At 65.1% G+C, this 26,021-nt stretch carries 27 protein-coding genes and 1 pseudogene; 18 read left to right on the top strand and 10 right to left on the bottom strand.

From position 1 onward, the window contains the following. On the bottom strand, positions 1–272 hold a 272-nt coding region (locus BM162_RS23565), incomplete at its 3' end, for a transposase (protein ID WP_369333198.1). 41 nt (positions 273–313) lie between these two features. On the opposite strand from BM162_RS23565, the pseudogene BM162_RS23325 reads away from it, so the two are divergent. Then, positions 314–505: pseudogene (locus tag BM162_RS23325) on the top strand (IS30 family transposase); the annotation flags it as partial. A gap of 156 nt (positions 506–661) precedes the next feature. Here BM162_RS23325 and BM162_RS23140 read toward each other — a convergent pair. Continuing rightward, positions 662–856 carry a hypothetical protein gene (locus tag BM162_RS23140; RefSeq protein ID WP_218153115.1) on the bottom strand — a complete coding sequence of 65 codons (195 nt, stop codon included), beginning with the start codon at positions 854–856 and terminating at the stop codon, positions 662–664. On the opposite strand from BM162_RS23140, the gene BM162_RS17080 reads away from it, so the two are divergent. Continuing rightward, positions 855–1,298: a hypothetical protein gene (locus BM162_RS17080; protein WP_218153116.1), complete on the top strand. Its 444-nt coding sequence runs from the start codon at positions 855–857 to the stop codon at positions 1,296–1,298. The two genes, BM162_RS23140 and BM162_RS17080, sit on opposite strands and share 2 nt — an antisense overlap. Before the next feature lie 325 nt (positions 1,299–1,623). On the opposite strand, the gene BM162_RS17085 is transcribed toward BM162_RS17080, so the two are convergent. From BM162_RS17085 to BM162_RS17100, 4 genes are all read right to left on the bottom strand, one after another. Then, entirely contained in the window at positions 1,624–1,935 is a 312-nt protein-coding gene (locus BM162_RS17085; RefSeq protein ID WP_093424567.1) for a type II toxin-antitoxin system RelE/ParE family toxin, read from the bottom strand. Next, complete coding sequence (locus BM162_RS17090; RefSeq protein WP_093424569.1) at positions 1,925–2,167, bottom strand: type II toxin-antitoxin system ParD family antitoxin; 243 nt, start codon at positions 2,165–2,167, stop codon at positions 1,925–1,927. The genes BM162_RS17085 and BM162_RS17090 overlap by 11 nt, the downstream gene beginning before the upstream one ends. A gap of 150 nt (positions 2,168–2,317) precedes the next feature. After that, complete coding sequence (locus BM162_RS17095; protein ID WP_093424570.1) at positions 2,318–3,565, bottom strand: M20 family metallo-hydrolase; 1,248 nt, start codon at positions 3,563–3,565, stop codon at positions 2,318–2,320. Then, on the bottom strand, positions 3,558–4,223 hold the full coding sequence (locus BM162_RS17100) for a DUF1028 domain-containing protein (RefSeq protein ID WP_093424572.1): 666 nt from the start codon (positions 4,221–4,223) through the stop codon (positions 3,558–3,560). The genes BM162_RS17095 and BM162_RS17100 overlap by 8 nt, the downstream gene beginning before the upstream one ends. Positions 4,224–4,327: 104 nt before the next feature. Here BM162_RS17100 and BM162_RS17105 point away from each other — a divergent pair, with 104 nt between their 5' ends. The 15 genes from BM162_RS17105 (at position 4,328) to BM162_RS17175 (ending at position 20,576) form a co-directional block, all read left to right on the top strand. Beyond that, positions 4,328–5,908, top strand: a complete 1,581-nt coding sequence (locus tag BM162_RS17105; protein WP_093424573.1) for an ABC transporter substrate-binding protein — start codon at positions 4,328–4,330, stop codon at positions 5,906–5,908. 81 nt (positions 5,909–5,989) lie between these two features. After that, positions 5,990–6,937 (top strand): ABC transporter permease, encoded by a 948-nt coding sequence (locus tag BM162_RS17110; RefSeq protein WP_093424575.1) that lies wholly within the window; start codon positions 5,990–5,992, stop codon positions 6,935–6,937. Beyond that, positions 6,934–8,811, top strand: coding sequence for a dipeptide/oligopeptide/nickel ABC transporter permease/ATP-binding protein (locus BM162_RS17115; protein WP_177215223.1), 1,878 nt, complete (start codon positions 6,934–6,936; stop codon positions 8,809–8,811). Before BM162_RS17110 ends, BM162_RS17115 begins: the two co-directional genes overlap by 4 nt. Beyond that, positions 8,808–9,767 (top strand): ABC transporter ATP-binding protein, encoded by a 960-nt coding sequence (locus BM162_RS17120; RefSeq protein ID WP_093424626.1) that lies wholly within the window; start codon positions 8,808–8,810, stop codon positions 9,765–9,767. The genes BM162_RS17115 and BM162_RS17120 overlap by 4 nt, the downstream gene beginning before the upstream one ends. Further along, positions 9,736–10,500, top strand: a complete 765-nt coding sequence (locus BM162_RS17125) for a FadR/GntR family transcriptional regulator (protein WP_093424576.1) — start codon at positions 9,736–9,738, stop codon at positions 10,498–10,500. The genes BM162_RS17120 and BM162_RS17125 overlap by 32 nt, the downstream gene beginning before the upstream one ends. Before the next feature lie 433 nt (positions 10,501–10,933). Beyond that, entirely contained in the window at positions 10,934–11,152 is a 219-nt protein-coding gene (locus BM162_RS17130) for a DUF6880 family protein (protein WP_177215224.1), read from the top strand. A 23-nt stretch (positions 11,153–11,175) separates the two neighbouring features. Further along, complete coding sequence (locus BM162_RS17135; protein ID WP_245759318.1) at positions 11,176–11,742, top strand: NAD(P)-dependent oxidoreductase; 567 nt, start codon at positions 11,176–11,178, stop codon at positions 11,740–11,742. Between the two features lie 3 nt (positions 11,743–11,745). After that, positions 11,746–13,221, top strand: a complete 1,476-nt coding sequence (locus tag BM162_RS17140; protein ID WP_093424579.1) for an L-lactate permease — start codon at positions 11,746–11,748, stop codon at positions 13,219–13,221. Positions 13,222–13,653: 432 nt separating this feature from the next. After that, positions 13,654–15,171, top strand: a complete 1,518-nt coding sequence (locus BM162_RS17145; RefSeq protein WP_093424581.1) for an ABC transporter substrate-binding protein — start codon at positions 13,654–13,656, stop codon at positions 15,169–15,171. Positions 15,172–15,225: 54 nt separating this feature from the next. Then, positions 15,226–16,167 (top strand): ABC transporter permease, encoded by a 942-nt coding sequence (locus tag BM162_RS17150; RefSeq protein WP_093424582.1) that lies wholly within the window; start codon positions 15,226–15,228, stop codon positions 16,165–16,167. Positions 16,168–16,169: 2 nt separating this feature from the next. Then, positions 16,170–17,027, top strand: coding sequence for an ABC transporter permease (locus BM162_RS17155; protein ID WP_093424583.1), 858 nt, complete (start codon positions 16,170–16,172; stop codon positions 17,025–17,027). Between the two features lies 1 nt (position 17,028). Next, entirely contained in the window at positions 17,029–18,144 is a 1,116-nt protein-coding gene (locus BM162_RS17160) for an amidohydrolase/deacetylase family metallohydrolase (RefSeq protein ID WP_177215225.1), read from the top strand. Next, entirely contained in the window at positions 18,141–19,133 is a 993-nt protein-coding gene (locus BM162_RS17165; protein WP_093424585.1) for an ABC transporter ATP-binding protein, read from the top strand. The genes BM162_RS17160 and BM162_RS17165 overlap by 4 nt, the downstream gene beginning before the upstream one ends. Continuing rightward, positions 19,130–20,182, top strand: a complete 1,053-nt coding sequence (locus tag BM162_RS17170) for an ABC transporter ATP-binding protein (RefSeq protein WP_093424586.1) — start codon at positions 19,130–19,132, stop codon at positions 20,180–20,182. The genes BM162_RS17165 and BM162_RS17170 overlap by 4 nt, the downstream gene beginning before the upstream one ends. Further along, on the top strand, positions 20,082–20,576 hold the full coding sequence (locus BM162_RS17175) for a RidA family protein (RefSeq protein ID WP_093424588.1): 495 nt from the start codon (positions 20,082–20,084) through the stop codon (positions 20,574–20,576). Before BM162_RS17170 ends, BM162_RS17175 begins: the two co-directional genes overlap by 101 nt. Positions 20,577–20,580: 4 nt before the next feature. Here BM162_RS17175 and BM162_RS17180 read toward each other — a convergent pair whose 3' ends face one another. Then, entirely contained in the window at positions 20,581–21,360 is a 780-nt protein-coding gene (locus tag BM162_RS17180; RefSeq protein ID WP_093424589.1) for an IclR family transcriptional regulator, read from the bottom strand. Between the two features lie 73 nt (positions 21,361–21,433). Here BM162_RS17180 and BM162_RS17185 point away from each other — a divergent pair, with 73 nt between their 5' ends. Further along, positions 21,434–22,648, top strand: coding sequence for an aminotransferase class V-fold PLP-dependent enzyme (locus tag BM162_RS17185; protein WP_245759319.1), 1,215 nt, complete (start codon positions 21,434–21,436; stop codon positions 22,646–22,648). A gap of 528 nt (positions 22,649–23,176) precedes the next feature. Here BM162_RS17185 and BM162_RS17190 read toward each other — a convergent pair. From BM162_RS17190 to BM162_RS17200, 3 genes are read right to left on the bottom strand one after another with little or no spacing between them, the layout of a single operon-like run. Beyond that, positions 23,177–23,680, bottom strand: coding sequence for a MarR family winged helix-turn-helix transcriptional regulator (locus BM162_RS17190; RefSeq protein ID WP_218153118.1), 504 nt, complete (start codon positions 23,678–23,680; stop codon positions 23,177–23,179). A 4-nt stretch (positions 23,681–23,684) separates the two neighbouring features. Beyond that, entirely contained in the window at positions 23,685–24,860 is a 1,176-nt protein-coding gene (locus tag BM162_RS17195; RefSeq protein WP_093424592.1) for an alpha-hydroxy acid oxidase, read from the bottom strand. Then, on the bottom strand, positions 24,860–26,020 hold the full coding sequence (locus tag BM162_RS17200) for a mandelate racemase/muconate lactonizing enzyme family protein (RefSeq protein WP_093424630.1): 1,161 nt from the start codon (positions 26,018–26,020) through the stop codon (positions 24,860–24,862). Before BM162_RS17200 ends, BM162_RS17195 begins: the two co-directional genes overlap by 1 nt. Between the last annotated feature and the right edge of the window lies 1 nt (position 26,021).

Here is a 26,021-nt window from a genome sequence, read left to right on the forward strand (position 1 = left end):
ACCGGCAAGAACACTGGCCCAGCATCCCGCGGCAGGAGCCCCTTTTGCTTCAGCTCGGACCGCCACGCATAGATCTGCTGCCGCTTCAGATCATGAAGCCGCGCAACCTGGCTAACCGTCGCGCCGCCAATGCCGACAGACTGCAAAATCGCCAGCTTCTCCTCGTCGCTCCACCGACGCCGCCGCTCAACGCCAAGAATTTCGCCTCGCACTAATGCCTCCAAAGCAAGAGACGTCCTTAATGACGTCACTATGGACGTCTCGTAGCTCACAGAGGCGACCCAAAGCAGGTGGTTCAAACCGGGCGGTTACGTGGCAAAAGGGCTCCGTCGAAAATCTCAACAAGCGCGCTCGCCGCTACCTGCCGCGCGACACGCCGGTGGCGGCGCTCTCAAATCGCTACATGAAGGCGATTTGCGACCGCCTGAATGGCACCCCCAGGAAATGCCTCGGCTGGCGAACGCCGGCCGAAGCCTTCCGAGAAGAAATGATGAAACTGAGATAGCGGAACGCGTCGCAACGGCCCTTGAGCCCACAAGCGGTGGTTTTGGACGCTAACCCATTGACACAGATATGTTACTCGTACGTTGTCTTGCACTATGTCAGTCCGAGTGTCTCAATGTGTTCGAAGTTGTGCCATCGAGCGGTACTTTCGCCGGGTTCAACGATGCCTCCCCTTCACTGGAAAGCGTTTGGCCACTGTTGCAGCATGCGCGGTGGCTTTGACCGTATCGACTGGAGCAGCTCTTGCGCAGTCCTGCGCTGATGACAGGGTTCTGAGGGTGATCGCGGTCGGCGAGAGGATGATGCGCACCTGCTGGCCGACCTCGTCCGAGGGGACGCACACCAGCTTCATGATAGACGCTCTGCCGTCCGCGATCCCGGGCCTCGAAGTGGAGACGTCGTCGACGCTACTTCTCTACCACAGGGGCCGCAAGGGAAGGCATGTTCCAGTAGGGCATAACAAAATTGGCGAAACTGATATCGGCGCATATCATTACGACGTCTTTGTCTTCCCTGGTTCGACGACAATGGTCACTTGGTCGGCAACAACAGAGCCGCCACACCGGTTCCTGTGGATGTTCGACAAGCCTCAGGAAGACTTGCTTAATCCCAACTTCGACGACGTGGGAACGGTTGTCATCCAGGTCCAGTGGACCCACGGCATGGTCTCCCATAGTTTCAGTTCTATATGGGCGGCGGAAGCAGCGGAAAGAGCGAAACAAGGTACGGTCGACGCCTATGTGCGAGATCTCGGTCGAATGATCGAGTGGGCCGACTTGGGGCCTGCGAAGTAGCGGCAGGGCTCGACGCGACCCACAGGAGCCTACGGAAGCGATCCAGCCGAAGAGATCAAGTCCTACCCTGATCGGGGGAACGAACGGCAATAGGCAGCCGAACGAACTGCACATCGTCGAAACTACCCATTTGCGGAGGTCACGAAAATGCGGAACACCCAGCGGCGCGAGAGTGTGTAAAGCTACCGCTCATGCCGCGCGAACCCGGCGAAGATGCCGGTTCGCTATCGTTAATTTTCAATATGGCCCGCGACAACGGCGCAATCACTCTTGCATGAAGACAGAGGCTCCCTCACCCACAGTTAGCTGTGTCGCAGTTGGCGGATTACGCGTCGAGATCTTGCAGGATGGCCGCCCAATCCTGCCGCGCGCCGAGAACGCGTACGACGAGGATGCCGTCCCTCTCGGCCAGATACACGATCAAGTGGCGGCGCGACGGGTGGATCCGCACCGGCGGGTCGAACTCCGTGCGCTCTCTTGCCATCTGCGGCCTCCCAGCCAGAAGGGTCATCGTGTCGAACAGCCCGTCGATGTAGCCGTCCGCCTGCTCATCCGACCAAGTCTCGGCAGAATAGGACCAGATCTCTGCCAGATCGTCTTCCGCAAGCGGCGTAAGCCGCACCTGTTCAAGCGCCACGCCGCCGCCGGAACGCCCGTTTCAGCGCCTCCCGATCCAGTTGCCGCGGATCGCCACTCTCGAGGCCTTCGGAAATCGCGTTTTGGATCGCGGCACGTGCGGCCTCGCGCTTCTGGTCTCTGCGGATGAGATCGCGGACATAATCCGAGGCATTGGCATACGTCCCGGTGCCCGAGCGCTCGTCGACCCAGCGCCGCATCTCGTCCGGAAGAGATACGTTCATCGTCGCCATCTTGCTCTCCTCATGAGACCTACGAAGGATGCCAAAGGTAGAAGAATGGCAAACCTTGTCAAGGCGGACCCCTTGCCACCGCTTCCCCGCCAGGCAAGCACGGCTGTGCCGCCGCAGGCCTTCTGTCTCAAGTGCGGACTTCTGGCGCAGTCATGACGAGGCGGGGCGGCTTGGACCGGCAGGTTGGAGGCGCCGCAGGAACGCGCTCAGCGTTTCCACAGCCCGTCCCAGATCGGCCGGATCGACATGCTCTTCCGGGACATGGCTAACGCCGTTCCGGCATCTCACGAAAAGCATTACAACCGGGCAGAGATCAGCCATCGCTGAGGCGTCGTGTGTTGCGCCGGAGGGCAGGAGGCATCCGGCCCCGCCACCCTCTTGTATGGCCCCGAGCAGCACCTCGGTAAGGGCGGCGTCACACGGTTGCGCCGGCTGCGCATAGGTCCTTTCGACCGCGACGTCGAGGCCCATGCGCTCGGCCTTCTGCACAGCGAAACGCTGAAGCGTCTGCCCTGCCGCCTCGCGCACCTTGTCGCGCGGTGACCGGAACTCGGCGGTCATCCGCACATGGCCGGGCACGGCGTTCACGACGTTCGGCGAGACGTCGAGCGCGCCCACCGTCGCCCGCAGGTCCGATGTCTCCCGCCCAAGCCGGTTCACTTCCGTCACCAAGGCTGCGGCCCCAACCAGAGCGTCGCGCCGCCCCTCCATCGGCAGCGTACCGGCGTGTCCGGTCGCGCCAGTCAGCGTTACGGCGTGCCGCTCGATGCCGCAGATCGTACTAACGGCTGCCAGGGCCTGCCCCTGCGTCTCGAGTACCGGCCCCTGTTCGATGTGGGTCTCGAGGAACCCCAAGGCTCCCGCGCGCGGCCGGGCGAGCATGCCGAGTTCGTCGGGGTCGCACCCGAACGCGCGCAGCGCGTCGCGCAGCGTCGTGCCCTCCGCGTCGGCCATGTCCAGGACAGCCGTGTCGGCCGTCCCCGCAAGCGCGCGAGACCCCAGGAGCGCCGTCGGAAAACGCACGCCTTCTTCGTCTGCGAAGGCGAGAACCTCAACAGAGAACGGCAGCGTACCGCCCTCCGCACGCAGCTTTTCCAGCGAAAGGATGGACAGGACGACGCCCATGATCCCGTCGAATGCGCCGCCATGATGCACCGAGTCCTGGTGAGAGCCGAGATAGAATGTGCCCGCCCCCTCCGGCCCGTCCAGCCGCCCAACAAGCGTTCCCGCCGCGTCCAGCGTCACTGACAGGCCCGCCTCGAGCATCCAGGACTCGAGCAACTCCAATGCGCGCCGATGCTCTTGCGTATAGGGCAGGCGCGTTACGCCCGGGCCCGGCTCCGAAATGGCGGCGATCGCCTCCAGCCGAGCGGCGGCCTCCTTTCCCCAGTCAGTCAAGCACTCTCTCCGGATCGTTCTGTGTGGGCACCTGCCGGACCCAGTCTGCGTACGCGCCGCTCGTGGCTCGGACGTGCAGATCCTCGAGCGCGCCGATTGGATCTTCGGCATGATGGTCGATACGCAAGGTCAGCGGCGCGTGGTCCGGGTGCAGCACCAGAAGCGCCGCCGACAAAAGCCCGCGGCTATCGCTGCCCCCCTGTTCGCCGGCACGCAGAGCGCCGATCAGGCGCGTGGCAAAATCGCCTGTGCCTGCCTGGTAACCATCGCGGATGGCATCGAGCACATCCTCCCGCGTCAGCATGTTGCCGGCCACGACGCCGCCGTCAAAGGTCCGGCTGCCCATCTCGGCGGTGTTCTGGTCCCCGGTGAAAGCGGCACCGTTTCCAGTCAGGTCGAGCGCCGACAACTGGCGCCACGCGCTCCCCCCGTCGGCACGCGTGACGACCTCGACCGCCGCCGCTGCGTCGCGACCGGCCCGCATTTCGGCAAGAACGTCCTCACCCCAGAAGGTCGATGGCGCGGCACCCTGGCTCGCGGACATCCCCGAGTCGAGCACGCCGCGCAAGACCCATCCGCCGACGCAGAGGCTTCCTGTCGCCGCCGCACCGCCAATGGCGCCCGTTTCAGCATCACGCACAAGAATTGAAAACGTCATTCCGCCCCCGGCTCACTTTCCAGACGAATTTATCATGAAAATTTGACGAAGACAAATTATCATGACAAATTCGGGGACGCACGACGCCAACAGGGAGAACACCGATGCAAATTCTGAAGTGGACCCGTCGCGGCCTCATGGCCGGCGCCGCGGGCGCGGCTCTGGCGGTCGGGGCAGCGATGTCCCCCGCGGCCGCGCAGACGCCGCCGGGCGTCCTGATCGTCGGCCAGATCGCCGAGCCGAAGTCTCTGGATCCGGCCGCCGTCACCGCGCAGAACGACTTCCGCATTCTTGTTAATCTATACGAGGGGCTCGTCCGCTACGCGCCCGGCACGCTCGAGCCCGAGCCGCTGCTTGCGACCGACTGGGAGATCAGCGAGGACGGCACCGAGTACACGTTCAACCTGCGCGAAGGCGTGACCTTCCACGACGGCACTCCTTTCAACGCCGAGGCGGTGAAGTTCAACTTCGACCGGATGCTGGACGAGGATCATCCCTACCACGAAACCGGTCCGTTCCCGCTGGCCTTCTTCTTCAGCGCGGTGGAGAACGTCGAGGTCATCGACGACCTGACGGTGAAGTTCACCCTGAACGAGCCGTTCGCGCCGTTCCTGTCGAACCTCGCCTATCCCACCGGTCTGCTCGTTTCGCCCGACGCCGTGCGCGCGCAGGGGCAGGACTTCGGCCGCAACCCGGTCGGCACCGGCCCCTTCCGCTTCGCCGAATGGGCGTCAAACGAGCGCGTCGTGCTCGAGCGCAATGTCGACTACTGGGGCGAGCCCGCCGGCACCGAGGCAGTCGTCTTCCGCCCGATCACCGACGCCAACACCCGCGTGGCCGAACTTCTCGCCGGCGGTATCGACGTGATGGTGGAGGTGCCCCCAACCTCGCTGTCGCAGTTCGAGGGCGAACAATTCGAGATCCATGAACAGGCCGGCCCGCATGTCTGGTTCCTGATTCTCAACGCGAAGGAAGGTCCTTTCGCCGACAAGCTGGTGCGCCAGGCCGCGAACTACGCCGTCGACAAGGAGGCAATCGTCAATGACGTGCTCGAAGGCACGGCCGAGGTTGCCGCAGGGCCGATCCCGCCGGCCTTCGCCTGGGCCTATAACGAAGAGCTCGATCCCTACCCGCACGACCCCGAGCGCGCGCGCGACCTGCTCGCCGAAGCCGGCGTAGAGAACCCGGAGGTCACGTTCTATGTCACCGAGGGCGGCTCCGGCATGCTGGACCCCGTGCCGATGGCCACGGCGATCCAGGCCGATCTGGCCGAGGTGGGCTTCGATGTGAACATCGAGACCTACGAGTGGAACACCTTCCTCGGAGAGGTGAACCCCGGGCTGGAGGGCAAGGCGGACATGGCCGAGATGGCCTGGATGACCAACGATCCCGACACCCTGCCCTACCTCACCCTGCGCACGGCGGCCTTCCCGGAGGATGGTGGCTTCAACTCGGGCTACTACTCCAACCCGGAGGTCGACGACCTGCTGGAGCAGGCCCGCACCGCCACCGATCAGGACGAGCGCGCCCGCCTCTACAAGGAGGTGCAGGCGATCGTGAAGGAAGACGCCCCATGGGTCTTCGTCGCGAACTGGAAGCAGAACGCGGTGACCAACGACCGCGTCGAGGGTTTCGAACTCGAGCCGTCGTTCCTGCTGCAACTGCAGGACGTCACCAAGGACTGATCCGGCGGTTCCCGGCCCTCGGCGGGCCGGGGTCCACCCTCACGACGAGGTCCGCCGTCGCGGATTGAAAAGGAGCAGCCCATGGGCGGCTACATCCTCAAGCGCCTCCTCTCCGCCGTCCCGGTCCTGCTGGGGATCACGGTGATCGTGTTCCTGATCATGTCGCTCATCCCCGGTGATCCGGCGACGGCGATCCTGGGGGCCTACGCGACGCCCGAGAACGTCGAGAAGCTGAACCGCGACCTCGGGCTCGACGAGCCGATGATCGAGCGGTACTTTATCTGGCTCTACAACATGCTCCAGGGCGATTTCGGCCGCTCCTACTCGCTCAACCGCCCCGTGCTCGACGAGATACTCGAGCGCTTCAGCGCTACGCTAATCCTCGCGGGGACCAGCTTCATCCTCTGCTCGATCCTCGGCATTCTGGCCGGTGTGGTGTCTGCCGCCCGCCAGTACGGCATGGCCGACAAGCTGATCACTTTTGTCGTGCTGATCGGCATCTCCGTACCGTCCTTCTTCCTGGGCATGATGATGATCCTTCTGTTCGCGGTGAACCTGCGCTGGCTTCCGGTCTCGGGCATGTACGCCATCTATGGCGGCGGCGACCTGCCCGACCTGATCCGCCACCTGACCATGCCGGCGCTCGCGCTTTCGGCGGTGGCGACGGGCGTCATCGCGCGGATGGCCCGGTCGGCGATGCTCGAGGTGCTGCGCCAGGACTTCGTTCGCACCGCACGCGCAAAAGGCGTGCATGAGCGGCGCGTCATCACGCGCCACGCCCTGCGCGCCGCGATGGTGGCGATCATCCCCGTGCTCGGCATCCAGGCAGGATTCGTTCTGTCGGGCGCCGTCTATATCGAGATCGTGTTCCAGTGGCCCGGCGTGGGCCGGATGCTGGTCGATGCAATCCTTACGCGCGACCTGTTGCTGGTGCAGGGCGGCGTGGTCTTCGTCGCCGCCTGCTACGTCCTATTCAACATCGCCGTGGACGTAGCGCAGAGCCTGCTCGACCCGAGGATCAAGACATGATCGCCTTTCTCCGCCGCCTTTTCCGCAACCGCCTCGCAGGACTGGGTGCGGTGACCTTCGCCGCGATCGTGCTTTTCGTTGTCGTCACGCCGCTCCTGCCGCTGCCAGACCCGAACGCGACCGCGACGGCCGACCGCTTCATGCGGCCGTTTTCCGAGGGCCACCCTCTGGGCACCGATCACCTGGGACGCGACCTACTTGCCCGGCTCGCGGCGGGAACGCGGCTGTCGCTCGCGGTCGGTGTCGCCGCCGCCCTAATCGCGGCGACCATCGGCTCGGCTATCGGCATCGTGGCAGGCTACTTCGGCGGGCGCATCGACAACGTCATCATGCGCGGCGTCGATATGCTCATGGCGTTTCCCTACATCCTGCTCGCACTCGCCATCGTCGCGGCGCTTGGCCCCGGCCTGATGAACGCGCTGATCGCGGTGGCGGCGGTCAACGTTCCCTTCTTCGCTCGAAATATTCGCGGCATCACCGTGGGTCTCGCAGGGCGTGAGTTCGTGGATGCCGCGCGGCTGTCGGGCATGGGCCACACCCGCATCATTCTGTCGGAGCTTCTGCCGAACGTCCTGCCGGTCATCGTCATCGCAATGTCCACGACCGTGGGCTGGATGATCCTCGAGACGGCGGGGCTGAGCTTCCTCGGCCTCGGGAGCCAGCCACCGCAGGCCGACCTCGGCTCAATGCTGGGCGAGGCGCGGTCCGCATTGATCACCCACCCGCATACCTCGGTCGTGCCGGGGCTGATGATCTTCTTCATCGTCATGTCGATCAACCTGCTGGGCGACGGGGTGCGCGACGCGCTCGATCCCCGCCTGCGCTCCGGCGCGCTCAGCCGGCCGCGCGCGATGACCGAGGTGAAGCGCGAGGATCCTGTGCCCGCGCCCACCGACGACCTTCTGGCGCTGCAGGACCTGCACACCCAGTTCCATGTCGGCGACCGCGTGCTGCGCGCCGTCGACGGAGTGAGCCTGACGGTCGCGCCCGGAGAATGCCTGGGCATCATCGGCGAAAGCGGGTCGGGCAAGTCGGTCACGGCGCTTTCGGTCATGGGCCTCGTCGCCTCGCCTCCAGGCCTCATTACCGGCGGTGCAGTGCGATTTCGGGGCGAGGACCTGGTCGGCGCACCATATGAGCGGCTGCGGCAGGCCCGGGGCGATCGCGTCGCCTATATCTTCCAAGACCCGCTTTCCACGCTGCACCCCCTGTACCGCGTCGGCGACCAGTTAGCCGAGGCGATCCGAGCGCACCACAAGGTGGCCGCGAAGGAAGCACGCGCGCGCGCCGTCGCGCTTCTGCGCGACGTGCGCATCCCGAACGCCGAGAGCCGCCTCGACGACTACCCGCACGAGATGTCTGGCGGCATGCGTCAGCGGGTGGGCATCGCCATGGCGCTCGCCAATGAACCCGATGTGATTATTGCGGACGAGCCGACGACCGCGCTCGACGTGACCGTGCAAGCCCAGATCCTGTCACTGCTCGACGACCTGCGGCGCGACCGCGGCCTCGCCATCGTCTTCATCACCCACGACTTCGGGGTGGTGGCACAGCTCTGCGACCGGGTCGCCGTCATGTACGCCGGCCGCATCGTCGAGGAGGGGCCAACCGGCGCCGTCCTCAACGCCCCGGCGCACCCCTATACCCGCCGTTTGATCGCCTGCGTGCCGGAACTCGGCCAAGGCCGGCGGGAACTTGCGGCCATTCCCGGCCTGCCGCCGACGCTGGATGACCTGCCCGCAGGCTGCGCCTTCGCACCGCGCTGCGAAAAGGCGCGGCCCGCCTGCAGCGCCGCACCCATCCCGCTCGAGGGCTCGGGCCGCCGTGCCGTCCGATGCCTCTATCCCGAAACCCGGCCCGAGGAGGCCGCCTGATGACCGCCCTCTCCGTCGACGGCCTCGCCAAGACCTTTCCCGTCAAGCGTTCACTCTTCGGCAAGGCCCCGCCCGGCGTTCATGCCGTTCGTCCCATCAGCTTCTCGGTGGAGCCCGGCGAGACGCTGGGCATTGTCGGCGAGTCGGGCTGCGGCAAGTCCACGCTGGCCCGGATGCTCGTCGGTCTGCTGGAGCCGAGCGAGGGCCACATCCAGATCGAGGGGAAGGCGCTGGACAATGCCGATCCCGCACGCTTCGGACGGTTGATCCAGTACGTCTTCCAGGATCCGCTCAGCAGTCTCAATCCGCGCAAGACGATCCGCCAGATCGTCGAGACACCGCTAAAGCGCCTCTATGCCATGCCCCGCGCCGAGCGCGAGCCGCGCCTGCGTGAGATCTTCGCTTCGGTCAACCTGCGCGAGGAATTTCTGGACCGCTATCCGCACGAATTCTCGGGCGGGCAGGCGCAGCGGATCGGCATCGCCCGCGCACTGGCCGCCGACCCGCGGATCATGGTCCTCGACGAGCCCGTCTCGGCGCTCGACGTCTCGGTGCAGGCGCAGGTTCTGAACCTGCTGGCCGATCTCAAGGCGCGGTTGGGGCTGACCTATCTCTTCATCACCCACGACCTCGCCGTGGTCGAGGCAGTGAGCGACCGCATCGCCGTGCTCTATTTCGGCGCAATCGTCGAGATCGGGCGCGCCGAGCGACTTTTCACCGGCCCGCGTCACCCCTATACCAAGCTGCTCGCCGACAGCGCGCCGGTCGTCGGTCGTCCGCTCGCCGCGCCCGAGCAGAAGGGCACGGAACTGCCCGACCCGCTGAACCCGCCCCCGGGCTGCGCCTTCGCCGGACGCTGCCCCCGCGCCACCGAACTCTGCCGGACAACATCTCCGGCGCTGACCAGGATGGAAGAGGACCAGCTTGCCGCCTGCCACCACCCGCTCGAAAGCTGAATCCAAGGTCAGCCGCCCGGTCCGGGTCGCCGAGGCCATCAAGGGCTGGGTCGTCGAGGAAGGCCTGCGCGCCGGCGACCGCCTTCCGGGCGAAGCCGAGCTCATCGAGCAGTTCAGCATGTCGAAGGGCACGATCCGCGAGGCGATGCGCATCCTCGAGGCCCAAGGGCTGGTCAAGACACGCACTGGGCCGGGCGGCGGCAGCTTCGTGCATGAGGTCAGCCGCAACCGCGCGAAGGCGCTGCTCGGCAACTACTTCTACTTCAAGCACCTGACGATCGACGACATCTATCAGCTTCGCATCGCACTCGAGCCCGAACTCGCCGCCTCGCTCGCCGGACGGCTGAGCGAAGAGACGCTCCAAATGCTCGAGGCCAATATCGCCGAGTACGACAACCCGGCGGAGTCGGTCGAGGAAGAGCGTGCCCAGCACGTGGCCTCGCTCCGCTTCCACGCGCTGCTGGCCGAACAATCGGACAACCCGCTCCTCGGCTTCCTTATCGACTTCATGGTAAACCTGCTGTCGGACCTGACCGTCTACCGCCGGCTCTATTCTCCGCCGAACGCGGAACTATGGGCGGAGGGTCGGGCGCACCAGAAACGGCTCATCGCGGCCCTCCGCGCGGGCAACGCCGATGCCGCCCGCGCCACGATGGCCGACCACATGCAGGCCGCCCGAACCCTTATGCGGCACCAGGAGGCCCGAATGCTGCGCCGGTTCATTCCGGAATGAAGGGTGGCGCTGTTCAGCGCACCGGGCGGACCCAAGCGTGGCGCCGCGGCGGGGGCGGATACGGCCGGAGGAAAACTCGCTTGAGGCCTCTCGTGTCGCGAAATCGCGTCCTGCGGAGGATGTTCCGCCCTCGCCCATCGGGCCAATGCCGTGTGTATGCTGGCGCCCGTCAACCAGTCCAAACGCGTCTCGAGCGCGGTCTCGCTCCGATGGGCGTTTCCCCCCGTCGTTCGGCATGCTGCGATAACCACCGATCACTGCGAAGCGCAGACAGCGAAGTTTGTATGGTCGCCGCTCGTCGCTCTGTCCACCAGGTGCGACCGACCCTCAGCCGTCATTGGGCCAGCTCGTTCCGCTTTTTCAAAGCGGCCATTGCTGCTTGTCGCAGCAAGACGTGTGCGACATTGTCCGCGGAACGCATCGGAACAAAGCCATGCCCAAGAAGACCCTGAACCAAGCCAACCTAAAAATCTTGGGAGCGGAGAAGCTCGCGGCACTGGTCATGGACCTGGTTCAGGAGAGCGCCGACCTTCAGCGCCGCGCGCGGATGGAGCTCAGTGCTGCCCAAGGTCTCGGCGAGGTTGCGGCTGATCTTCGCAAACGCTTCGCCTCTTTGCGGCGTGGGGCATTTACGCGCTCGACGGGCTGCTGAGCTTCGATCTCTACGGCAAGAGCGTGGGGATCGTCGGGACCGGGCAGATCGGCGAGATCGTGGCGCGCATCCTCTGCGGCTTCGGCTGCGAAGTGCTGGCATTCGATCCGAACGAGAACATCGCTTGCACCGAAATGGGCGTTCTTTACGTCGACCTGGACGACCTGCTGCGTCAAAGCGACATCATTACTCTGCAATGCCCTCTCACCCCGCAGACCCGGCACATGATTGATGCCGACGCAATTTCACGCATGAAGCCCGGCGTCATGCTGGTCAACACGAGCCGCGGCGCCGTCGTGGACACGTCGGCGTTGATCGCCGGCCTGAAGGATGGGACCATCGGTAGCGTTGGTCTCGACGTCTACGAGGAAGAAGCTGACCTGTTCTTCGAAGACCTGTCGCGAACCTTCATCCGCGACGACGTCTTCGCGCGGCTTCTGACCTTCCCGAACGTGCTGATCACCGGCCACCAAGGTTTTTTCACGCACGAGGCCCTCACCGCCATCGCGCGCACGACGCTCGATAACATCTCCGCCTTCGAGCGCAACGGTGGGCCCATCCACCCGGTGCCTATGCCATCGAGCGTTTGATCCATGAGCGCGCTACTGGCGTCCGCGCCTCTCTGGCTCATCCTGATCGGCATGGTGATCCTGCGGCGCTCTGCCATTCTTTCGGGCGCGGCGGGTCTTGCGCTGGCGATCGTTCTGGCGTTGACGGCCGTCGAACCGGCGGAGGGCGTTGCCCCTCTTCTCATCGGGGTCGCTGCCGAGGCGGCCCATTCAACCGCGACCATTGTGTGGATCATTTTCCCTGCGCTGGCGCTGTTCGAGTTCCAGAAGGCGTGCGGCGCGATCATCCGCATCCGCGACATGCTGGCCTCGGTGACTGGAGATCGCAGACTTCAGGCGATCTTGATCGCGTGGTTTTTCGGGCTCTTCATGGAGGGCGCCGCCGGCTTCGGGACTCCAGTCGCGCTGGCCGCGCCGCTGCTGGTCGGGTTGGGCTATCCGCCGGTCCGGGCAGTCGTCTTGGCCCTGCTGGGCCACGCGGCCGGCGTCTCCTTCGGTGCGGTCGGCACGCCGGTCCTGGCGCAGGTGACCATTTCCGGCCTGCCGGCGCAGGATATCGCGACGAGGACCGCGGCGATGCATGCGGTCTGCGCGCCGGTCCTTCTGCTGGTCATGGTCCGGCTGGCGGACGACGCGCCCCTGTCAGGGCGGATACTGGCCTGGACCGCGTTCGCCGCGGCGAGTTTCCTTGCGCCCTCACTGCTGTTGGCGGCCCTGATCGGCCCGGAACTGCCCACCCTCGGCGGCGCGCTGATTGGTGCTGCAGTTTTCATCGCCGTGTTGCGCCGCAGGTCATCCGGCAAAGCGGTGAGGCCGCGCGGGCTTCTCGCGGACCTCGCGCCGTATGTCATTATCCTGCTACTGGTGCTGGTGACGCGATTGATCGCGCCGGTGCAGCGGACTTTGGCTGACTTGTCTCTGTCATGGAGTATAGGCGGCGATTACTCGGGCGCGTTCCAGCCGCTCTATCATCCCGGGACGCTGTTGTTCTTGGGTCTGTTCCTTGGCGCCCTTGGCACCGGGCGGTTGCGGCTCCTGCCCGGAGCCCTGTCCGCCTCGATACGGCGCCTTGTTCGTGTCGCCTTCACGTTGCTGGTCATGCTGATGCTTTCGCGGCTTATGGTCCATGCAGGCATGATCGGCACTCTCGCTGCGGCGGCGGCCAGTGTTGGGCCGGCTTGGCCGCTTCTGTCGCCGTTCGTAGGGGTGCTGGGAACCTTCATCACCGGTTCGGCGACGTCCTCGAATATCCTGTTCACTGAGTTTCAGATTTCGACCGCGAACCGCCTGGGCCTGCCGGCAACCGATCTGATGGCGGCGCAAGGCTTCGGATCCGCCATCGGGAACATCGTCGCGCCGCACAATATCATAGCGGGAAGCGCGACGGTCGGGCTGACAGGACGCGAGGGCGAGGTCATGGCGCGCACTGCCAAGCCATGCCTGATATATACCGCCCTCGGTGGCCTCCTGACATTCGGGTGGCTTCAATTGGCTGCTTGATCGTCTCGGCCGAAGGACATCCCTGAGCTCGGACATTCCAATCCGTGCCGTTGATCTCCTAACGGCCCTTTGCTGTCGTCCATGGCGGCCGGCAGCGCCGCAGCGCGGCTTCACCGTACCGGTCTTTCATGCAGGCCGCAGCATTTTGAACGCTCCCAAGTCGGCAGTGCGGACGAACCGGACCTACGCTCGCAAGAGTTCGGACGCTGGTCCGCCTCGGTAACGGCGAACCTATTTCTGCCCAGGGCGCAAGAGTCTTTCTTGACGGCGCCGACTTGATCGCCGCGCTCGCGAGGCCCTGCCCTTCCCGCTGTTGTTCCCCGCCCCTTGGCGACCGCCCTTTCGGGGTGAATCGACGGCACCATTGACTTGAAGCAGCCCGACCGCCTACGCTTCCTATTGCGGAACATATGACATTATAAGGGAGGTTCCATGCCCCGCTTCTCCAGTTCCCGAGCTCTGGGTCTCTCCGCTCTCGCGATTGCCTCGGCTCTGGCGTCGCCGCTGGCGGCTCAGACCACTGTCGACGTCGCAATTGTCGGCGAGCCGGACACGTTCGATCCGATGATGTCGACGAAGGATGTCGTAAGCATCGTGACGCAGCACTTCGTCGAGACGCTGTACACCTTCGACGACTCCTGGTCGGTCGTTCCGTTGCTCGCGGCAGACATGCCCCAGATCAGCGAGGACGGGACCGTCTACACGATCCCGCTGCGCGAGGGCGTCACCTTCCACGATGGCTCGTCGATGGACAGCGCCGACGTGGTTGCTTCGGTCAAGCGCTGGCTGGACGTCGCTACGCGGGGGCGTTCCGTGGCCGATAAGGTCCAGTCCGTGGAAGCCACCGGCCCCCACGAGGTGACCATCACTCTCAGCGAAGCCTACTCGCCGCTGATGTCCCTGCTCGCCTTCTCGAACTCTGCGGCGGCCATCTACCCTGAAGAGATACTCGGTGACGAGATCGAACAAGTCGTGGGGACGGGACCGTACAAGATCGAGGAGCACGCTCCAGACCAGTATCTTCAACTTGTTCGTTTCGACGACTATTCCCAGCCGGTCGGCGGAGCCGAAGTGCGGGAGCAATCGCCCGACGAGATCCGCTTCGTGCCGGTGCCCGATCCCAACACGCGCGTCGAAGGTTTGCTGTCGGGCCAGTTCGATTTCGCCGACGGTCTGCCAGCCGAATCCTACGACCGCATAGCCGAAAGCAGCACCGCGGAGCCGCTCCTTCTCGAGCCGTTCGGCTGGCCCGTTTTCGCGATCAACCACAAGGACGGCCTGCTGACCGACAAGACGATCCGCCAGGCAGTCCAGGCGGCGCTGCCGATCGACGACATGCTCTTCGCGGCCTTCGGCGACGACAAGTTCTTCCTTGTCGACGGGCCGATGTATCCGGAGGGCTGGGCCTGGCGCTCGGAGGCGGGGACCGAGAACTACAACCAGAACGACACCGAGAAGGCCGCCAGCCTTCTTCAGGAGGCGGGCTACGATGGGACGCCGCTTCGTATCCTGACGTCCCGGCAGTACGAGTTCCACTTCAAGATGGCGGAGGTCGCCAAAATGGCGCTCGAGGCAGCGGGCTTCAACGTCGATATGATGGTCGTCGATTGGGCCACTCTCGGCCAGCAGCGGGACGATCCGGCAGCGTGGGATATCTACATCACGCACTCGCCGTTCCTGCCTGAGCCCGCGCTTACCAGCCTCTATTTCGCCGACTCGCGCCTCGGATGGTCGAATGAAGAGAAGGACGCCCTGATGAAGGAGTTCACCACCGAAACCGACCCGGCGAAGCGCCAGGAACTTTTCTCGGAAATCCAGCGCGTGCTCTTCGACGACGTTGGCTTCATCAAGATCGGCGGGTTCAACGCCCTGCAAGGCAAGGCTTCGGACCTCGAGGGCGTCACCGCGTCAGCTTGGCCGTCGTTCTGGAATGCCGAGATCCAGCAGTAATAAGCTCGGCGTGCGGCGAAAGCCGTCGCACGCCGGCCGCTCCGGAGCTATTCCATGCCGCGTTACCTGCTGCGCCGCTTTGTCGGCATGATCGTTGTGATCTTTCTGGTCCTGACGATTGCCTTCGTGATCGTGCGCTTGGCGCCTGGTGATCCTGCCGCTCTCATGCTGGGGCCCGACGCGACGCCGCAAGATGTGACGGAGTTGCGCGAGCGTCTCGGACTCGATCGGCCGATATTCGTGCAGTACGTCGCCTTCGTTGCCGGAGCGGTGCAGGGGAACCTCGGAGAGTCGCTCTTCTTCAATGCGCCCGTCACAGCGGTATTGGCCGCACGGGCGGAACCAACGATCTTCCTCGCCTTGTTTTCTCTGCTCTTCGCGCTGGTGATTGCGACACCGATCGGGATCTACGCCGCTTATCGCCGAGGATCGACGCTCGACCAGACCTCGATCACGTCGGCCATGCTTGCGGCATCCGTCCCGAGCTTCCTGACCGGCCTGATATTCCAGCGGTATCTCGCGACCGAGCTGGGTTGGTTCCCCGTTTCCGGCTACGGCGGTCCCGATGCCGGATTCTTCGAGCGGATGCGCCACCTGGTTCTTCCGTCGATTGTCCTCGGCATCGTGAACTCCGCATTGATCCTGAGATTCACCAGGGCCTCCATGCTCGACATTCTCGGGGAGGACTACGTCCGAACCGCCCGAGCAAAGGGGATGACCGAGCGGCGTGTGGTGCTGCGCCACGCCTTGAAGAACGCGGGCATCCCGATCATCACCGTCGTCGGGCTGACCTTTGCACTCCTTGTCTCGGGTGCGGTCGTCACCGAACGTGTCTTCAACCTGCCCGGCCTCGGAAACCTCGTGGTCAACGCGGTGCTGCGGCGAGACTATCCGGTGATCCAGGGGACGCTGATCGTCGTGGCCGCGCTCTACGTTCTGGTGAACCTCGCGACAGACCTGCTTTACCTCGCCGTCGACAAGCGCGTGAAAGTCTGACCATGGCACTCTCTTCCACCGCTCCCGAACCGCGGTTCCTGGAGTCGCTGTTCGCCCGGCGCTCCGTGCTGATTGCCTTGGTCGTCTTCGTCGGCATCGCTGGCCTGAGCTTCCTCGCGCCGCTCGTGGCGCCGCTGGATCCGGACGCCATGTCGGTGCGGGCGCGCCTGACGCCACCGGGCGCCGACTACCTGCTGGGCGCTGACGCGTTTGGACGCGACGTTTTCTCTCGGCTTCTCTTTGCCGGTCGGGTCTCCCTGACGATCGGTCTCGGCGTGGCGATCCTGTCGTCGGTCTTCGGCATCGCGATTGGTCTGCTCGCCGGCTTCTTCCGCCGACTGGACGCGCCTCTCTCACGGCTGGTCGACGCAATGATGGCGTTTCCCGACATTCTGCTGGCACTGTCGCTCGTCGCGATATTCGGCGGCACGATGATCAACGTCATCCTCGCGCTGTCGATCGTCTACGCACCGCGCATCGCGCGGATCGTACGCGCCTCCACCCTCGTCATCCGCGAGCTGCCCTACGTCGAAGCCGCCCGCGCCTTGGGAACACGGACGCCGACCATCATGCTGACCCATGTCCTGCGCAACATCGTTTCTCCGATCCTCGTGCAGGCGACATTCATCTTCGCGTACGCAATGCTCGCGGAAGCCGGCCTGTCCTTCCTGGGCGTCGGCGTTGACCCGGAAACGCCCACATGGGGCACGATGGTCAACGAGGGGCGGCAGTACATCGACCAGGCGATCTTCCTCATTCTCATCCCGGGCTTCGCGATCTCAATCTCGGTCCTTTCGCTGCAACTCGTCGGCGACGGACTGCGCGATGCACTTGATCCCAAACTCGCCAAGGAGACCTGACGTGTCCCTGACCTTGAAAAACTTCCGCGCCGTCGGTTTCCGCGACACCTCCGCCACGGTGCACGTGAACGACGAAGGCCGCGTCACGGCCGAAGCGCCCTCGGATGCGGGCGAAGTCGACTGCGGCGGCGGCTGGTTGTCGCCGGGCTGGTGCGATCTTCACGTACACGTCTGGCACGGTGGTTCCGATATCTCGGTGCGGCCGAGCCAGGCGGGTCGTCCCACCGGCGTTACTGCCATGGCCGATGCCGGATCGGCGGGGGAAGCCACGTTCCACGGCCTCCGCGAATACGTCATCGAACCGCAGTCAGAAACGATCCGCGCCTTCCTCAATATCGGCTCGATCGGCCTGGTCGCATGCAACCGGGTGCCGGAACTCATCGATCTGCGCTCGATCGACATAGATCGAACGCTGGAGGTGGTGGAAGCGAACCGGGACGTCATCTGCGGCATCAAGGTGCGGGCCTCGGGCGTCATCGTCGGCTCCTGGGGCATCACTCCGGCCAAAATCGCCAAGCGCGTGGCCGAGATCACCGATCTGCCCCTGATGGTTCACGTCGGCGAGCCGCCACCACTGATCGATGAGGTTTTCGACATCCTCACCGAGGGCGACATCGTCACCCACTGCTTCAATGGCAAGAAAGCCGGATCGATCGCCGATACGGCCGCGCTGTGGGAGCAGGCAAAGGAGCTTGCCGCGCGAGGCGTGCGGATGGACGTCGGACACGGACAGGCCTCCTTCGATTTCGGAGTCGCCCGCCGCGCAATCGGCGATGGCCTCAGGCCTTTCTCCGTCTCCACGGACCTGCACCTGCGCAACATCTCGGGACCAGTGCACGACATGGCGACGACCGTGTCAAAGCTCCTGGCGGTCGGGCTCCCGTTCGAGGATTGCGTGCGGGCCATTACCCAGGCGCCGCGGTCGGTCCTGGGGCTGGAGGCGGAACTGGGGCTCATGCCTGGAGAGCGCGCCGACTTCACCGTCTTTGATCTGGTCGACGGCGAAGTCGAGGTGGCTGATAGCCAAGGCAACCGGATGACGCTCGACCGACTTTTCGAGCCGCGCATGACGGTGCTGGGCAACGACGTGCAGGACGCGGCCCGGAGAGGCGCATGAGGGATCGGATCCTCGACGTCTCGAACCTGCGCGTGGCGTTCCGAAGCCGCGGCGGCGAGGTGACGGCTCTGCGGGACGTCAGCTTCACGCTCGAGCGCGGAAGAACGCTCGCTCTCGTCGGCGAAAGCGGGTCGGGAAAGTCTGTCACGTCTCTCGCTTTGATGGGCCTCTTGCCCCCCAACGGACGGGTTTCCGCAGGCCGCCTTCGGTACCGCGGCCGTGACGGGCGCGAGATGGATCTCTCGGCACTTGACGCCGCCGGCTATCGAAAGATCCGCGGAGCCGAGATCTCGATGATCTTCCAGGAACCGATGTCGTCTCTGAACCCGCTTTTCACCGTAGGGGATCAGGTGGGAGAAATGCTGTGGCTGCACCAGGATCTGGACGAGAAAGCCCGCCGAAAGCGCGTTGTCGAGATGCTCGACCTCGTGGAGATTCCCGCCGCCGCGTCCCGGGCGGATGCCTATCCGCATGAATTGTCCGGTGGCATGCGTCAGCGCGTGATGATCGCGATGGCGATGATCTGCAACCCGGCGCTGCTGATCGCCGACGAGCCCACCACAGCACTCGACGTGACGATCCAGGCGCAGATTCTCGACCTCATGCGCCGCCTTCAGAACGAGTTGGGGATGTCGATCCTGTTCATCACCCACGACATGGGTGTGGTCGCAGAAATGGCGGACGAGGTCGCGGTCATGTACGCAGGCGCGGTCGTCGAGCAGGCCACAGCCCGCGATCTTTTCGCCGACACGCGTCACCCGTACACGGAAGGGCTGCTGCGCTCCATCCCGCAGCCCGGCCGGAGCAAGAGCAACCGCCTGGTCCCAATCCCGGGGACCGTTCCTCCCTTGCACGCTCTGCCGCAGGGCTGCGCCTTCGCACCACGATGTCCTTACGCAGAGGCCCGCTGCGAGGATCCGGTCGTGCTGACGGAGAAGGCAAGTGAACACTGGTCAGCCTGCATCCTTGATCGTCCGGTGCCCGCATGACCGAACCTCTCATCAAGATTCAGAATCTGTCCAAGCGCTTCGACACGCCGTCGGGGCCGGTCTTCGCCCTTGACGACGTGAGCTTCGATATCCCCCGGGGCTCGATCACCGGCCTCGTCGGTGAGAGCGGCTCCGGAAAGACCACCCTCGGCCGGACGCTCCTGCGTCTCGTCCAACCGACCGCGGGCCAGACCATCTTCAACGGACAGGATCTGAACTCGCTGGATGCGCGCGCGATGCGCCTCATGCGCCGCCGCATGCAGATCATCTTCCAAGACCCGGTCGCCTCCCTCAACCCGCGTTTACGCGTCGAAGCGGTGATCTCCGAAGGTCTCGCCGCACATGGCATCGGCTCCAGGTCGGAGCGGCGCGATCGCGTGGCGTCCCTGCTGGAGGAGGTCGGATTGCAGCCGGACCACATGCGCCGCTTCCCGCACGAGTTTTCCGGGGGCCAGCGCCAGCGGATCGGCATCGCGCGAGCGCTCGCCCTGGAACCGGAGTTCATCGTCGCGGACGAAAGCGTGTCCGCGCTCGACGTCTCGGTGCAGGCACAGGTTCTCAACCTGCTTCTCGACCTCCGCGAGCGCCGTAACCTGACCATGCTGTTCATCGCGCACGACCTCTCCGTCGTGGAGTACCTGTGCGACCAGATCGCGGTGATGTATCTGGGCCGGATCATGGAGGTCGGTCCGACCGAAGCCGTCAGCTCCTCTCCGCGGCACCCCTACACGCGCGCCCTCAACTCGGCGATCCCGCTGCCGCAGCCCGGTGCCACGGGAAAACGCGAGCTGCTGCAGGGTGACATTCCCAGTCCGCTCGATCCGCCGTCGGGCTGTGTATTCCGCACCCGCTGCCCCATGGCGCGCGACCTGTGCGCCACGACTCCTCCCCCGCCCGAAGTGGTCGGGAACGATCACATAAGCTATTGCAAGAGAATAGAGGCCCTGGATGAAAGACAACCGCTCCGAGAGCAGTCCCGAGGCGCGCCTTCGGGCGCAAGGGATCCATTTGCCGAAGAGCGCGCCCGAGCCGATCGGAGCGTTCCGTAATGTCCGGCGATCGGGCAACCTGCTTTTCGTCTCCGGTCAGGGGCCGGTCCAGTCGGACGGGACGCTCCTGCGCGGGAAGGTCGGAGACGACGTCACGGCCGAAGAGGCACGGGAGCATTCGGAACTTGTGGCCGTGAACATCCTGACGGCGCTCCGCAGCCACTGCGGCTCTCTCGACGAGGTCGGTGGAGCTGTTAAGCTGCTCGGCCTGGTGAACGCGACGCCGGATTTCGAGCGTCACCCGTTCGTGATCGACGGCGCATCGGAACTGCTCCGCAAGGTGTTCGGTGAGAACGGCGTGCATTCTCGAAGTGCTTTTGGTGTGGGCTCTCTACCAAACCGGATCACGGTCGAGATCGAAGCGATCTTCGAGCTCGCCGATCCTGTAGCCTAAAAACTCAGAGGCCTTTGTGGTGCCCCATCGCCCGCTCTACCGCTGCCGCCGCGGAACGAACCTGTTCGGCAAGCCAGTCAAATTTGTCGGAGACGCGGTGCTTGGGCATCACGACGGAGAGCGTCATCATGCAGGCGCCGGCCTCGTCTCGCACCGGGGCGGCGATGCAGGCAACCGACTCCTCGGAACTGTCGATCTGGACGGCCAGCCCGTTCAGGTAGTCCTCCCTCGACTGCCGGGACAGCGTCTCGGGATCCGTTTCCGCAAGGCCGGTGCGGGACGGGCGAGCACTGGAGCGAAACGCTTCCAGTCGCTCGCTTTCACTGAGGTGCCCAAGGAGCAGACGACCCGATGCGGTCCAATTCAGGGGCACCCGGGTGCCGACATCCGACGTCACCCGGAAATGGCCCTCTCCTTCGGCCATTCCCATCACCACCATCATGCCCTCGTCGCGCGTGCAGATCTGGATCATCTCGCCAGTTCGACGGCTCAGGGCATGCATCTCGCGCTCCGCCTCGGCGAACATGTCGATGCGGCCTCGGTACGCGAGGCCGTAGCGCATGAGGCGCGGACCCAGCCAGATCCTGCCTTCATCGACGCGCGAAAGCATCGACCGCTCAACGAGTTCATCTATGAGCCTGTAGATAGTCGAGGCCGGAGCACCCGCCGCCTTCGCCAATTCGTAGGCGCTCATCGGCACTTGCCGCTCGGTGAGGAGGTCCATCACCTGCAGGCTGCGGTCGATGCCACTGGTTCGCGTGCGCGTCGGCTTGATCTGGCTCATCTGCCCTCCCCTGCTCCACGGGGATTACCTAATAATGGAAGTTAGAACAACTCGGAAAGGTAACGGAATGCCAATGACGTCGTCTCCGGATTGGAGCTGGCACGACGAGATGCAGGTTGGTCGCCTGATCAACGTGTCGGGTACGATGACCGCCCTCGGGGGCTCCATCACGGCTCCGGACGTCGCGGAGGCGACATCATCCGCGATGAGCCGCTTCGTTCGCATCCACGAGCTCCAGGCGCGCGCAAGTGATGTGATCAGCGAGTTGACGGGAGCTGAAGCGGGATTCATCACCGCCTCGGCAAGCGCCGGAATTACCTTGGCGGTTGCAGCCTGTCTTACGGGTCTTGATCCCGCGCGCGCCGAGGCTCTGCCCAGAGAGCCGGGGGCGAAGGACCAGGTGGCGGTCCAGCTCGGGCACCTTTGCGGATACGGCGCTCCGGTTTCTTTGGCGGTGGAACTCACCGGCGCTTCCGTTCGCCCCGTGGGCCAGTCTACCCTGGCGATGGATCACCAGTTCGCACATGCTCTCGACGAAAGGGCCGCCGCCGCGCTCTACGTCGTGTCCCATCACGTTGTGCATTACGGTCAGATCCCGTTCGAGCGGTTCGTCGAGATCGCCCACGACAAGGGCGTCCCGGTCATTGTGGACGCTGCTTCGGAATATGACCTCCAGGGTTTCGTCGAAGCAGGCGCGGACCTGGTCATCTACTCGGCCCACAAGTTCATGGGCGGCCCCACCGCCGGAATAGTCGCCGGTCGCCGCGATCTGGTCAGGGCGGCTTACCTTCAGAACATTGGCATCGGGCGCGGCATGAAGGTCGGCAAGGAGAGCATCTGCGGTGCAATCGCCGCGATGAAACTTTGGATGCAGCGAGACCATGTAGCCGTCCGAGCCCGTGAGAGCGAGGCGCTGGAGATGTGGAAGAAGGCCGTTGGAACCTTGCCCGGTGTGCACGCACGCCGTGTACCCGATCCGACCGGAAATCCGCTCGAACGCCTGCAGGTGGAGATCGACGCGGACGTCGCCGGAGCCGATGCGGCCAGCTTTGCGCGTGCCCTTGGTCGCCGGAACCCGGCGATCATTGTGCGCGATCATGAGGTGGAACTCGGGTACTTCCAGCTTGACCCGTGTAATCTTGCGCCCGGTCAGGCACCGATGGTGGCCGACGCGCTGGTCGAAGAGCTGAAACGCGGGGCAGAACTTCCAGATGAAGCCGGGTCTGCCGGGGCGGCAGTGCGTAATGGCGGCGTCCGGGCTTATCTGGATTGGCTAAAGCCTCAATGATGAAATTCGCCAGATCCAGCTCCGAGCGCAGTGCGAGGAGTCGCGCAATCTGTGCAGGCCGACCTCCTCCGCTGAAGTAGTTCCCGCGTCTATGCTGGAGACACAGCCGGTATCTCGCGGCCAGAGCACTGGACGCTCCCGCTGCCGAAGATGACGCGAAGGGCGAAAGCGCCCTTTGCCGCACCGCACGGACGGCGGCACGCCAGAGGCGGTCGTGGCAAATTCGCAACCAGCAGGCCGGTCCGGCCGGCGGTCCCGACCGGCCCACAGCCGACGCTCGACGCAGAGGTCTGCGCCGCAGCGCGGCTTCGCCGAACCGACCATTCGTGCATCGCGCAGCATTTTTGCGGACATGATGGCCAAGGGTGCGGACCTCCCTTCCGTTCGCCGCGTGTGCTCGTTTTCTACCGAGACCGCGACGCGGTCCGGGAGGTGGTGCGGAGAGGCGACCGTCGCTGCATGAGCAAACCCGGTCTCGCCTTACACCGAAAGCCAACATCCCCGCTCCTGGATGACACGCGAAGCGGGTTACGAAGCTCTTGTACCGCCGGCGGACTCTTCCGCAGACGGGGGTAAATCCGCGATGAGATCGTTTAGCGTCTCGACCAGCACGCGCTTTCTCTCCACGCCGATCACAGCGTCCAGGTGGGCGATGTGCTCGCGCGCCTTGATTTCCATGCGGCGGTGCAATTTGGCCCCTTCATGGGTGAGGTAGCTCGCGTAACTGCGGCGGTCGTCCTCCAGACGGACTCGGCGGATCAGACCCTCATCTTCCATTTGGCGAAGCGCCTTGGTCACGCTCGACTTGTCGCGCCGGGCTTCGCGGCCGATCTCGACCTGCGTGATTCCGGGGTTCAGGGCGACAAGAGTCAGGACGGTGAAGAAACCGGGCTTCAGCGTGTCGGAGCCGAGGAGGCGGGCGAAGTCCTCGAATGCCTCGTTGTAGGCGGCGCGCAGGAGCATGCCCACGAAGTTCTCGAGCAGACCGAGTTCGATCTTCCGCCGTTCAGGAACCGCCCGCGTCATGTCCATGGTGTCATCCGGCTGCATGTAGATCCTGTTCCCTCTGTTCCGCCTTGTGGGTGGAGCGTCGCGGATCGAGGCGTTGACGCCCCGTCTGCGCCATGGCCACTTCGAGTTCGGCGGCGAGCAAGGTCATGAGGTCCGCGGGGCCGTCCGTGCCGAGTGCGCCGAGAGCGTAGAGGAAGGGACGTCCGAGGAAAACGAAATCGGCGCCTGCGTCGAGCGCCTTCAGGACGTCCTCGCCGGAACGCACGCCTCCGTCCACCGCCACCGGGAAGCCGGGGGGAACCGCTGCCCGGACCTCGCGCAAGGCGACCAGAGTTGCGGGGGCCGCATTGAATTGCCGCCCGCCGTGGTTCGAAACCTGCACGGCGTCCACCCCTTGCGCTGCAGCACGCACCGCGTCCTCCGGGTGCATCACGCCCTTCAAGACGAGCGTACCACGCCATCGCTCCCGGATGCGACCGAGCAGGTCCCAGTCGAGACGGCCGGAGCTTTGTCCGGCCATGAGTTCGGCCAATGAGCGCGCTCCGGTGCCATCTCCCGCGTATCGCGCGAGGTTCGCGAACCGTGGCGCGCCGTGACGCAGCGTGGCGAGGCTCCAGGCTGGGTGGGTGGCGAGGTCCGACAGCAGGCGCGGAGTGAAGCGGAGGGGGAGGGCGAAGCCGTTGCGGAGGTCGCGGAGCCGCTTGCCGGGCCGAGGAACGTCTGCCGTCACGACGAGCGTCTCATAGCCCGCGGCCTCTGCGCGCGCAATCAGGTCGTCCGTGATCTCGGGTGACTTGCCGACATAGAGCTGGAAAAACGCGCTGTCCGGCGCCGCCGCCTTCAGGTCTTCGAGCGTGGTGGTGGCGGGAGTGGAGGCCGTGAAGGGCGCACCGGCCCATTGGGCCGCGCGTGCCATTGCCGTGTCAGCGCCGGGCCAGGCGAGCCCCGGCAGGCCGATAGGGGCGATGCCGAAGGGAACCGACCACTCCCGCCCCAGAAAGGCGCGGCGCGTGTTGGCCGGAGCCGCCGAATTCACCAGGACGCGCGGGACGAGGCAGGCGTCGCGAAAGGCATCGCCATTGCGCGCAAGCCCGTCCTCCGTTCCCGCGCCGCCATCCACGAAGTCAAAGGCGAACTTTGGGATCCGGGCGCGCGCCTGCCGCCGGAGGTCGTCGACCGATATGGCCGCCCGAGGGGACATCAGCCCTTGCCCCGGCCATGCGAGGTCGGGCGGGCGGCGAAGTCGCGCAGAGCGTCGGGATCGGCGTCGAAGCCGAGGCCCGGCGTGTTCGGCAGGCGCAGCGTCTCGCCGTCGCGTTCTGGCAGGTCCTTGAAGAGGGCGCGGCACATTTCCACCGAGATCAGGTGCCATTCGACCAGACCCCCGTGTGCAAGTCCGGCATGCAGGTGCATGTTGTGGAAGGGGAACGCCCCGCCGTTCGCCAGTTCGACGTTGCGCGCCTCGGCGAGCGCGGCGGCTTTCATGCCGACCGTGAACCCCCCGCAGATGGTGACATTCGGCTGGATCACGTCCACTGCGCCTGACCCAGTGAGCTGATCGAAGCGCCAGAGCTGTCCCTCGTTCTGGCCGGCGGCGATTCTGGTCCCCGAGATCTCGCGCATCTCGCGCAGGTGGCGCGGATCATTGTCGCGCAGCGGCTCCTCGAAGAAGGCCACCTCGTACGGTCGCAGCCGATCGGCCAACCAGCGGGCAGAGCCGGGATCGAGGCTGCAGTTGGCGTCGATGAAGATCTGCGCGTCGTCGCCGGCGGCTTCCCTCACCGTCCGGACGCGCTCGACATCCTCGCGCAGGATCGCCCGAACATCCGCGCCGTCCATCCGCTTGCGAAGCGCGTGGTGCCCGACCACCATCTTCAGGCGAGACACACCCTCGCGTCGCAGGTAGCGGGCGCTCTCGGCCAGTTGGTCGCGATCGAAGGAGCCGAAGCCGAAGGTGACGTAAAGCGGAACCTCTTCCCGGGCCCCGCCCAGGAGCTTCCAGCAGGGCTGGCCCGTGACCTTGCCGAGGATGTCCCACAACGCGAGATCGATGGCCGAGGCGACGTGGCTGGCGTAGCCCGACTGGCCGCGCGGCGTCAGAAGCCAATAGAGCCGTTCCGCGACACCTTCGCGATCGAGCGCGCTCAAACCCTCCAGATTCGGAGAGGCCAGGTCGCGCACGATTGCGGCGACGGCCTCCTCGTCTGTGATCGCCGTGAAGCCGTATCCGGCAGGCCCGTCCTTCGTCAGCACCTCAACGACCACGCACGACAGCGATGCCTGCGCCTCGACCGAGCCGAGCGGCAGCGTCGTCGGAATGTAGGCCGGGTATGCTCGAATACCCTGTATAGAAAGGTTCATC

The sequence above is a fragment of the Tranquillimonas alkanivorans genome (genome assembly GCF_900115595.1).
GTDB classification, from domain to species: Bacteria; Pseudomonadota; Alphaproteobacteria; order Rhodobacterales; family Rhodobacteraceae; genus Tranquillimonas; species Tranquillimonas alkanivorans.

Excerpts from the sequence above, each read along its gene's own strand:
- BM162_RS17080 (WP_218153116.1), top strand. The coding sequence starts at position 855 with ATGATAGACGCTCTGCCGTCCGCGATCCCGGGCCTCGAAGTGGAGACG.
- BM162_RS23140 (WP_218153115.1), bottom strand. The coding sequence starts at position 856 with ATGAAGCTGGTGTGCGTCCCCTCGGACGAGGTCGGCCAGCAGGTGCGC.
- BM162_RS17090 (WP_093424569.1), bottom strand. The coding sequence starts at position 2,167 with ATGGCGACGATGAACGTATCTCTTCCGGACGAGATGCGGCGCTGGGTC.
- BM162_RS17100 (WP_093424572.1), bottom strand. The coding sequence starts at position 4,223 with ATGACGTTTTCAATTCTTGTGCGTGATGCTGAAACGGGCGCCATTGGC.
- BM162_RS17105 (WP_093424573.1), top strand. The coding sequence starts at position 4,328 with ATGCAAATTCTGAAGTGGACCCGTCGCGGCCTCATGGCCGGCGCCGCG.
- BM162_RS17110 (WP_093424575.1), top strand. The coding sequence starts at position 5,990 with ATGGGCGGCTACATCCTCAAGCGCCTCCTCTCCGCCGTCCCGGTCCTG.
- BM162_RS17115 (WP_177215223.1), top strand. The coding sequence starts at position 6,934 with ATGATCGCCTTTCTCCGCCGCCTTTTCCGCAACCGCCTCGCAGGACTG.
- BM162_RS17130 (WP_177215224.1), top strand. The coding sequence starts at position 10,934 with ATGCCCAAGAAGACCCTGAACCAAGCCAACCTAAAAATCTTGGGAGCG.
- BM162_RS17140 (WP_093424579.1), top strand. The coding sequence starts at position 11,746 with ATGAGCGCGCTACTGGCGTCCGCGCCTCTCTGGCTCATCCTGATCGGC.
- BM162_RS17145 (WP_093424581.1), top strand. The coding sequence starts at position 13,654 with ATGCCCCGCTTCTCCAGTTCCCGAGCTCTGGGTCTCTCCGCTCTCGCG.
- BM162_RS17150 (WP_093424582.1), top strand. The coding sequence starts at position 15,226 with ATGCCGCGTTACCTGCTGCGCCGCTTTGTCGGCATGATCGTTGTGATC.
- BM162_RS17155 (WP_093424583.1), top strand. The coding sequence starts at position 16,170 with ATGGCACTCTCTTCCACCGCTCCCGAACCGCGGTTCCTGGAGTCGCTG.
- BM162_RS17165 (WP_093424585.1), top strand. The coding sequence starts at position 18,141 with ATGAGGGATCGGATCCTCGACGTCTCGAACCTGCGCGTGGCGTTCCGA.
- BM162_RS17170 (WP_093424586.1), top strand. The coding sequence starts at position 19,130 with ATGACCGAACCTCTCATCAAGATTCAGAATCTGTCCAAGCGCTTCGAC.
- BM162_RS17175 (WP_093424588.1), top strand. The coding sequence starts at position 20,082 with ATGAAAGACAACCGCTCCGAGAGCAGTCCCGAGGCGCGCCTTCGGGCG.
- BM162_RS17180 (WP_093424589.1), bottom strand. The coding sequence starts at position 21,360 with ATGAGCCAGATCAAGCCGACGCGCACGCGAACCAGTGGCATCGACCGC.
- BM162_RS17185 (WP_245759319.1), top strand. The coding sequence starts at position 21,434 with ATGACGTCGTCTCCGGATTGGAGCTGGCACGACGAGATGCAGGTTGGT.
- BM162_RS17190 (WP_218153118.1), bottom strand. The coding sequence starts at position 23,680 with ATGGACATGACGCGGGCGGTTCCTGAACGGCGGAAGATCGAACTCGGT.
- BM162_RS17195 (WP_093424592.1), bottom strand. The coding sequence starts at position 24,860 with ATGTCCCCTCGGGCGGCCATATCGGTCGACGACCTCCGGCGGCAGGCG.
- BM162_RS17200 (WP_093424630.1), bottom strand. The coding sequence starts at position 26,020 with ATGAACCTTTCTATACAGGGTATTCGAGCATACCCGGCCTACATTCCG.